General features: G+C 59.3%; 7 protein-coding genes. 1 reads left to right on the top strand and 6 read right to left on the bottom strand.

Annotated features, from left to right (window positions below):
• Positions 1-278: 278 nt before the first annotated feature.
• Positions 279-1,037 (top strand): hypothetical protein, encoded by a 759-nt coding sequence (locus tag ACLIRY_RS24545; RefSeq protein WP_413208062.1) that lies wholly within the window; start codon positions 279-281, stop codon positions 1,035-1,037.
• 287 nt (positions 1,038-1,324) lie between these two features.
• Here the strand turns inward: ACLIRY_RS24545 and ACLIRY_RS24540 are convergent, their stop codons facing one another.
• From ACLIRY_RS24540 to ACLIRY_RS24515, 6 genes are all read right to left on the bottom strand, one after another.
• A complete protein-coding gene (locus ACLIRY_RS24540) occupies positions 1,325-2,704 on the bottom strand; it encodes an MmgE/PrpD family protein (protein WP_413208061.1) in 1,380 nt (459 codons plus the stop codon).
• On the bottom strand, positions 2,701-3,567 hold the full coding sequence (locus ACLIRY_RS24535) for a nitrilase-related carbon-nitrogen hydrolase (protein WP_413208060.1): 867 nt from the start codon (positions 3,565-3,567) through the stop codon (positions 2,701-2,703). Before ACLIRY_RS24535 ends, ACLIRY_RS24540 begins: the two co-directional genes overlap by 4 nt.
• Positions 3,568-3,807: 240 nt before the next feature.
• Complete coding sequence (locus ACLIRY_RS24530; RefSeq protein ID WP_413208059.1) at positions 3,808-4,695, bottom strand: glycine betaine ABC transporter substrate-binding protein; 888 nt, start codon at positions 4,693-4,695, stop codon at positions 3,808-3,810.
• 50 nt (positions 4,696-4,745) lie between these two features.
• Positions 4,746-5,498: an ABC transporter permease gene (locus ACLIRY_RS24525; RefSeq protein WP_413208058.1), complete on the bottom strand. Its 753-nt coding sequence runs from the start codon at positions 5,496-5,498 to the stop codon at positions 4,746-4,748.
• The gene (locus tag ACLIRY_RS24520; RefSeq protein WP_413208057.1) at positions 5,495-6,634 is read right to left on the bottom strand and encodes an ABC transporter ATP-binding protein; all 1,140 of its coding nucleotides are present in this window, start codon (positions 6,632-6,634) and stop codon (positions 5,495-5,497) included. Before ACLIRY_RS24520 ends, ACLIRY_RS24525 begins: the two co-directional genes overlap by 4 nt.
• Positions 6,635-6,643: 9 nt before the next feature.
• Complete coding sequence (locus tag ACLIRY_RS24515) at positions 6,644-7,327, bottom strand: ABC transporter permease (RefSeq protein WP_413208056.1); 684 nt, start codon at positions 7,325-7,327, stop codon at positions 6,644-6,646.
• Between the last annotated feature and the right edge of the window lie 190 nt (positions 7,328-7,517).

Genomic DNA, 7,517 nt, shown 5'->3' with positions numbered 1-7,517 from the left:
CCTGCTCAAGCAGCAAGGCGTCTTTCTCCGCTTCGCTAAGCCGATATGTCCGGGGCGTTTTCATACAAAGGTTGAATCACAACCTACAGCCCTGGCCAACCCCTTTTTGCCAACCCGGTGAGCAGTTACGCTGCCGCAGCACCTTTGCCATGCACGTGACAAAATTGAAGCCGAGACAGCAGCATTTGCAATTGATTTGTCGGAAGAGAATGATGTTGAGGAGCACCTGATTCATGCAAGATGTTTTAGTTTTTAGTGCCGCTTGGACAAGTCGGTCGATGACTGCCCAAGAAGTAGTAGATACGATGCGGGAATTTCTTGTTGGACTTGAACGAGTTTCACCGTGGGAGCCACCCTTTGACGTTTCGGGAAAGTCGAAGAAGCAGGCTCACATGCCAATAGCCGAGGACTTGTCAGATTTTGAAGAGGTGGTGATAGAAGCCTTGAATGACAAAGAGGTTCGCTTTTTTAGTGATACCGAGCCTGAAACGATGCGTATTCGGCGTGATTCGAGAACAGTTTTTGGAATGCACGCAACATTCAGCGACTACCCGCGCAGGAAGGTTAAGAAATCTGCGGTCACAGTGAATATCGGCATGGGTTCTTCGGACCAGTCTTGCAACAGCGGCGTGGATATCCGGGTTCCATTTTATACCCCATATATCGAAGAAAATGGGATGTGGTCGATGTCCAAGGAGTTTGAGCAACCAGAGGCTATCTTCGATTACATAATCAAGTTTTTTGACCCTTATTTTTGCTCTGTGTACTCTTCTGCTTTCAATTCTGAACTGACTGAATGGGGAGTTGATATTAACAGTCCAATCGGTTGGCGTTCGTATGTACGCAGCCCGAAAGTTGTTGAAGCCTTAAACGGCGACTCTCGGGTATCCGGCTGTCGTGACGGCGTATTGATCCAGATTGGCGACACGCCCCTAGTGTTTAAGGACAGTCAAGCTCGGAAAGAGGCGCTTTTGTCAGCTATCGAAGTACGTGATAAACTAAGATCAGCTGGGGCTACCGACTGGATGGCGAAATAATCACTCAGAGGTGGCTCCCCCTGTTTGGACAGCTTGGTGGCTTTGTTAAGCTGTTCCCGGTTTGAAGATCATGCCACCAGTGCCGCCTCCGCGACCCTGTCCAGAGCATGCCCAGGACAGGGTCGCGGCGCGATTTGATGATAGGCCTCATCCGGCATCTGTCCAGCCCGAGCCGAATAGGGCCGTCCCGTATTGTACAACGAGGAGCGGCCTCACAGGGCATTGGAATGCGAGACGCCAGCGGATCGTCGCGCGGACTGCCCATGACATGCTATCAACCAAAGCACTCACTCTCTGAGTGGTACGCTTTCGGGGAGAAGGTCAGAACACTCGGGGCTAGTCACGGCGAATATCTCCGCTTGTAGGGCCTCCAACGAAGCTCTGCCGTTGTCGAGGTCAAAAACCGCTCTTTCAATGCGCGTCAGCCGCTCTCGGTCAGCCACATGTCCGGCGAGTTGATGGAACTTCTCAATGATCTCGCGATCCCCATAGGGTGTTTCCAGATCTCCCCGGGCCTGGGTTAGGGGCGCGTTCATTTCCTGGCCGCTTCGCGTGCGGAGATGAACGCGGGCCCATCGTTCGGCGGGAAACAACGCGGTGAGGTCCTTGTCTTCTTCAAGGCGCGTTCGTTCCACGATACGGCGGATTTCCAAGTCGGCGAAGGCCGTTGGAAGGATCTCGGGAAGGCCCACTTGTCCCCGGACGAGCGCGGCAGCAACCGGGAAGGTGATGGCGTATTGGGCTTGCTCCGTGGTTTCAGGAACTCCGCTAAAAAGGCGAACCGCTTGGTGGAAGGTCGCGATGCGAACCTCTTCCACATCCTGGGCGGATAGAGAGTGGGTGGCGGCGAGGTCAAGGGCCGCCTGGACCGCTGGCTGAGCCCAGCGGCAGACGGGAAACCCCTTGATATATTGGTTGGCGGTCTCCCAAGTCGACCCCAGGGTTGACCAAAGGTTCGATAGGGCCGGATCCATGATCGTCAGCGCCGGAGCCCCCGTGAACCCGGCCTGGGCCAGATAGGCCGCCGATACCCCGGCCAGCGCCCCCCATCCTGATCCGTCCTTGACCATGGTGGGATGATCGACGCCGCGCATCATCTGACTCCGAGGCCCATGGTATTCGGCGATCCCGAGAGCATGGGCGAACCGTTCCCCATCCAGAGCCAGGATGTGAGCGGCCAACGCCGCGCACGTCACCGCGTTCCAAGCGCCGCTGGTATGGTAATCCGGCGCCGTGGCATGCAAGGCTATTCCGGCCCGGGTCCCGATTTCGTATCCTGCGGTCAGCAGGGTCAGGAAACCTTCCCCGGTCATCGGCGCCTCGGTATCGTCGAGGAGGGCAAGGAGCGTGGGCAGCACCGCGCAGCCAACGTGTCCTTTCGTCAACCGATGGCCATCGTGGGCGTCGACGGCATCGATGGTCATCCCCCCTGCCATCGCCGCGCCCTCGGGCGAGGCGAACCGGTTCGTGAAGGGCACGCGCGCCCGCCCGGAACCCAAGTGACGGCAGGCGTAATCCGTGACAATGCGATGCAGTTTCGTTCCCGTTCCCGCCAGGCCCGTCCCCAGGAGATCCAACAGCAAAAGGCGGGTCCGCCGTTGGATTGGCTTGGGTATGTCTTCCCAGCATAGGGAGCGGAGGAAGTCGGTGAGGAGATGGATGCTCATTTGGAAAACGATCCTTCTTGCGCCACCTTGCTCAGTTCACGTGCGAGAAGGGTGGGGTTGGATGTTCGCGCGGTGGGTAGGCGCTGGCGGGCAATCACCACGCCTTCCAGTGAAAGCGTGGCCTCTATAAGGCTTTCTCCCCCGTCGCCGCGGGCCAACTCCTCTCCTTCTGGTCCGTATATGGCCGAATTCCCCCAAAAGGTCAGGGAACCCAGGTGACCGGTCCAATTGCATCGCAAGGTGGGCAGGCCGTAGATCATGGCGCCGTACCGGCAGGCCAAGTCCCATCCATTTTCGTTTGAAAAGCCGCCACCGACGGCCTCTCGGGTCGAGGCGATGGGCATGGCCAGGACGGTGGGATGCCGAAGGGCGGTCAGGCAGAGCAGCCCCGGGTTCCAGAAGTCCGCACAGATTAATCCGGCGCACCGCCACGTCCGGTCCAAGTCCACGGGGGAGAGAGATGTTCCCTCGGCGAAGAGTTTTCCCTCTTCAAGGGCACCGTAGGTGGGGAGATTGATCTTTCTCTGCACCGCCAGAATTTGGCCGTCGCGCAGCCAAGCGATGGAATTATAGAACAGACCCGCAGGCCCCCGCTCCACGAAGCCGACCACCACGGTCATGGGACCGCCGAGCAGGGCCAGATCGCGTAGGACGGCTCCGTCGGACCAGAGGGCGGAGGTCCGAACCTCTTCCGTCGTCTGCGGGTAACCCGTTAGGGACGTCTCGGGGAAAACGAGAAGATCCACTCTGCGGTCTCGCGCCTCGGCGATGGCTTCGCGGTGACGTTCGAGGAGGCTGCCTGTCGCCCTCCGATCATGGTCGATTTGCGCGCAGGCGCAACGCAAGGTCTCGCCGTCCGACATGGGGAAGGCCTCCGAGATTGACGATAGGACAGCACCGCGCGCACCCAAGGATCAGGCTTTCTGCGCGGTGCTCGAGCGCGGGGAGGCGGGAGCGGAGGGGGCCGCCCCCGTCGGGAGATTAGAGTGAAACCGGATCAGCTTGAGCCAAGCTGGCCCGGTTTCACTCTGATTCTATAAATTTTAGAGTGTCTTCGAGGCCAAGTTCGGCCATGAAATGGCCCAACTTGATCTCGGAACACTCTAGAGGAGGCCCTGATCGGCCAGGAAGGCCGCGGCCACGTCCTCGATGGACTTTTTGTCCACATCCACCTGGGCGTTCAAAGCCTGCATGACCGGGTCGGTCAGCTTCGCCGACAGGCTGTTGAGGATCTCTTCCAGACCTGGATTGGCTTCCAGGACCTCGGTCCGCACGGTGGGGGTGATGGCGTAGTTGGGGAAGAAGCCCTTATCGTCTTCCAAGACCTTGAAATTGAAAGCGGTGATGCGACCGTCCGTGGCGAAGACCAGACCCACGTCAACCTTGCCGTCCTTGAGCGCCTGATAGATCAACCCGCCTTCCATGGGGGTGATATTGGCGCGACCGGTCTTGAAGCCGTAGACCTTCTCCAGGCCCGGCAGGCCGTCGGGACGACGGGGGAATTCGGCGTTCACGCCCATGGTCAGGCCCTTATCCGCCCCGTAGGCTGCGGCCAGGTCGGACAGGGTGGTCAAGCCCTTGTCATCGGTCGCGCGCACGGCCAACGCATAGGTGTTATTGGCTCTCGAGGGAGCAAGCCAGGTGATCCCCTTGGCCGCGTCCAGCTCCTTCACCTTTTGATAGGTGGCTTCGGCATCCAGGCGTTCGGTCACCTTGTTGAAGGTCACCAGGGACGTTCCGGTGTATTCCCAGTAGAGATCCACTTGACCGTTTTCCATGGCGGTGCGCAGCACCGTGGTGCCCATGCCATCCGTGACGGAGTTGGGGAAACCCTTGGCTTCGAGCAACTGGTGAGTCATGGAAGCGAGCAGCAGTTGCTCGGTGAAATTCTTTCCGCCAACGACCAGATCCTTGGCCTGGGCGACGCCCGGTAGGATCAGGGCGGCGCCCAACGCGACCTGGGCTGTGATTTTCACGATCCGTTTCAGCATGGAAATCTCCGTTTCAGAGTCCTGGAATTGAGGAAGAGGCTTGAATCACGTCAGGTCCGCAGGGGGTTAACCCCGCGGGGAATAAGCCAGAACTGGGCCTGGGCTAGAATCAGGTCGGCGAGCATGGCCAGCAGCGCCACCGGAATGGCGCCGGCCAGAAGCATTCCGAACTCGTCCAGGGCGATCCCGGTGAAGATCAGTTCACCCAGTCCGCCGCCACCGATCAGGAAGGCCAGCGGCGCCGTTCCGACATTGATCGCCACTGCGGTGCGGAGGCCCGCGAAAATGACATAGAGGGCATTGGGGAGTTCCACCGCACGCAGAATGTGTCCAGGCGTCATGCCCATGCCCGTCGCGGCCTCCTTCAAAGGGGCAGGAACCTCGCGCATGCCCTGGTAAACGTTGCGGATGATCGGCAACAACGTCGCGATCCAAAGACCGAAGATCGCAGGAATGAAACCAATGCCGAGCAGGGTGATGGAAAGCGCGAGGATTGCCAGGGTGGGAATGGTCGTGCCGATATTGAACAGCTGAAGGATCTTCTCCGCATGGCGTTCCATCGATGGGCGACTAAGGAGGATCCCCACGGGGAGTCCCGCCAGGATGGCGAGGGCGGAGGAAATCAGGACAAGGCGGATATGCTGCCCGCCGAGGAAGAGGATGTCCTCGCCGTAGTCGCGCCAAAGCGAGCCGAAGAAGCCCGTCTCTCCCGCCATGAGGCCAAAGGAAAAGACACAGCCCAGGGCGAAGCCCATCAGGGTGCGGAAATGCAGGCTGAGATTCCGGACCAGATATCCCGTCATGACCGACCCTTCTCCCCTTTGGAATCGCCATAGGTGGCGCCCAACGCGTGGGAAATGGCCTTTTGCGTGATATGTCCCTTGAAATATCCGTCATCGTCCACGCAGGCCAACCAGGTCACGTCGTGGCGGAACATGGTGGAGACGGCGGTGCGAAGATCGTCCTGGACATTGACCGTGGCGGGCAGGGCCTGACGGTGTTCCTCCACGCGTCCGACGGCGCCCACGATGTCGTTGTAATGAAGAAACGCCCGCGCCCGGCCCCGGGGACCGACCATGACGATATTCTTGTGGCCAGCGTCGCTCATAAGCTGACGCGCCTTTTCGACGCTATCCTCGGCGACGACCCTGATCTGGTCGCCGTACATGACCTCGCCCACGGAGAGAAGACTCAGGCGCTTGAGCGTGCGGTCCTTGCCCACGAAGCTGGAAATGAAGTCATTGGCGGGGCGGGCCAGAATATCGTCGGGGGCGGCGAATTGCTCCAAATGTCCGTCCCGGAAGATGGCGATCTTGTCGGCCATCTTGATCGCCTCGTCGATATCATGGCTGACGAAGGCGATGGTCTTGCGGATCTCGCCCTGCATCTTCAGGAATTCATCCTGGATGACCGCCCGGTTGATCGGATCGATGGCGCCGAACGGTTCGTCCATGAGCAAAACCGGCGGGTCGGCAGCCAGAGCGCGGATCACGCCAACACGTTGCTGTTGTCCACCGGACAGTTCCTTGGGATAGCGCTTCAGGAAAATGGCCGGATCCAGGTTGACCATTTCGAGCAGTTCTCCCGCCCGCCCGCGCGCCTTTTTCTTGTCCCACCCCAACAGATCGGGGACCACGCAGATGTTGTCTTCGATGGTCATGTTGGGGAAGAGGCCAATCTGCTGGATCACGTAGCCGATGGACCGCCGCAGTTCGACAACGTTCAGGCTGTCGGTGTCCTTTCCGGCCACCAGGATCTTGCCCGAGGTCTTGGGAATCAGGCCGTTGATCATCTTGAGCGTGGTCGTCTTGCCGCACCCCGAAGGACCCAACAGGACGCAGATCTCCCCTTGCTCCACGGTCATATTGATCTGATCCGCAGCGATGACCGGTCCGGACGGTGTGTCAAAAACCTTCGACAGTTTTTCGAGCTTGATCATGCGTGTCTCTCAGGATTGAGCGGGTGTCGCCGGGAGGGCGGAACCGCGAGAGGAGGAAGCCGGGGTCAGGCGACGTTGAACCCAAAGCAGGGCGAGGTCCGACGCGATGGCCAGGACCGAAACCATGAACGCGCCGGTCAACAATTGGCGGGGATCGGTCTGGGAAATGCCCCGACTGATGAAGGTGCCCAAGCCGCCCGCGCCGATATAGGCGGCGATCGCCGTGATCCCGATATTCATGACCACCGCGATGCGGACACCAGCCATGACCACGGGCATAGCCAGCGGAATTTCCACCCGTCGCAAGCGTTGAAGCGGAGTCATGCCCAAGCCACGGGCGGCTTCGCGCAGCGCCGGATCCACGTTGGTGATCGCCGTGTAGGTGTTTCGGATGATCGGCAATTGTGAATACAGCAGAACCGCGATGACCGCAGGCAGGTAACCAACCCCTTGGCCGATCAGCGACAGGACTGGGATCATCAAACCGAACAGGGCTATGGACGGTATGGTGACGATGATCGCCGCGACGTAGAGAACCAGGTCTGCGGCCTTCTTGTTCAGGGTAATGGCGATGCCAATGGGAACCCCCGTCAAAATGGCGAGGCCCACAGCCACCGCCACGATGGAGATATGCTCCAAGGTCCTTGATAGCACCACATCAAGGTTATCGATGAAGAAAGCAATCGTTTCCAAGGTGGGGTCCCCTTTGTGGTGGTCCGGTCGATCCCGGCCGCACCGGTTTAAGCCATTTGGTTCGCCGCTTTCCTGAGCTGCGAGATCAGCTTTGCGCGGTTTTTGGGCTTCGATTTTCGATCAAGCGTCAAATCCAACGGAATTCTCGACAGGTGTCGAAAGTGGAAAAAAAGAGGGGGGGTAGGCATGG

The sequence above is a fragment of the Rhodospirillum sp. A1_3_36 genome, assembly GCF_047263945.1.
GTDB lineage: Bacteria > Pseudomonadota > Alphaproteobacteria > Rhodospirillales > Rhodospirillaceae > Rhodospirillum.
The sequence above is the reverse complement of the archived record's forward strand: the minus strand, read 5'-3'. Positions and strand labels throughout refer to the sequence as shown.

Excerpts from the sequence above, each read along its gene's own strand:
- ACLIRY_RS24545 (WP_413208062.1), top strand. The coding sequence starts at position 279 with ATGACTGCCCAAGAAGTAGTAGATACGATGCGGGAATTTCTTGTTGGA.
- ACLIRY_RS24540 (WP_413208061.1), bottom strand. The coding sequence starts at position 2,704 with ATGAGCATCCATCTCCTCACCGACTTCCTCCGCTCCCTATGCTGGGAA.
- ACLIRY_RS24535 (WP_413208060.1), bottom strand. The coding sequence starts at position 3,567 with ATGTCGGACGGCGAGACCTTGCGTTGCGCCTGCGCGCAAATCGACCAT.
- ACLIRY_RS24530 (WP_413208059.1), bottom strand. The coding sequence starts at position 4,695 with ATGCTGAAACGGATCGTGAAAATCACAGCCCAGGTCGCGTTGGGCGCC.
- ACLIRY_RS24525 (WP_413208058.1), bottom strand. The coding sequence starts at position 5,498 with ATGACGGGATATCTGGTCCGGAATCTCAGCCTGCATTTCCGCACCCTG.
- ACLIRY_RS24520 (WP_413208057.1), bottom strand. The coding sequence starts at position 6,634 with ATGATCAAGCTCGAAAAACTGTCGAAGGTTTTTGACACACCGTCCGGA.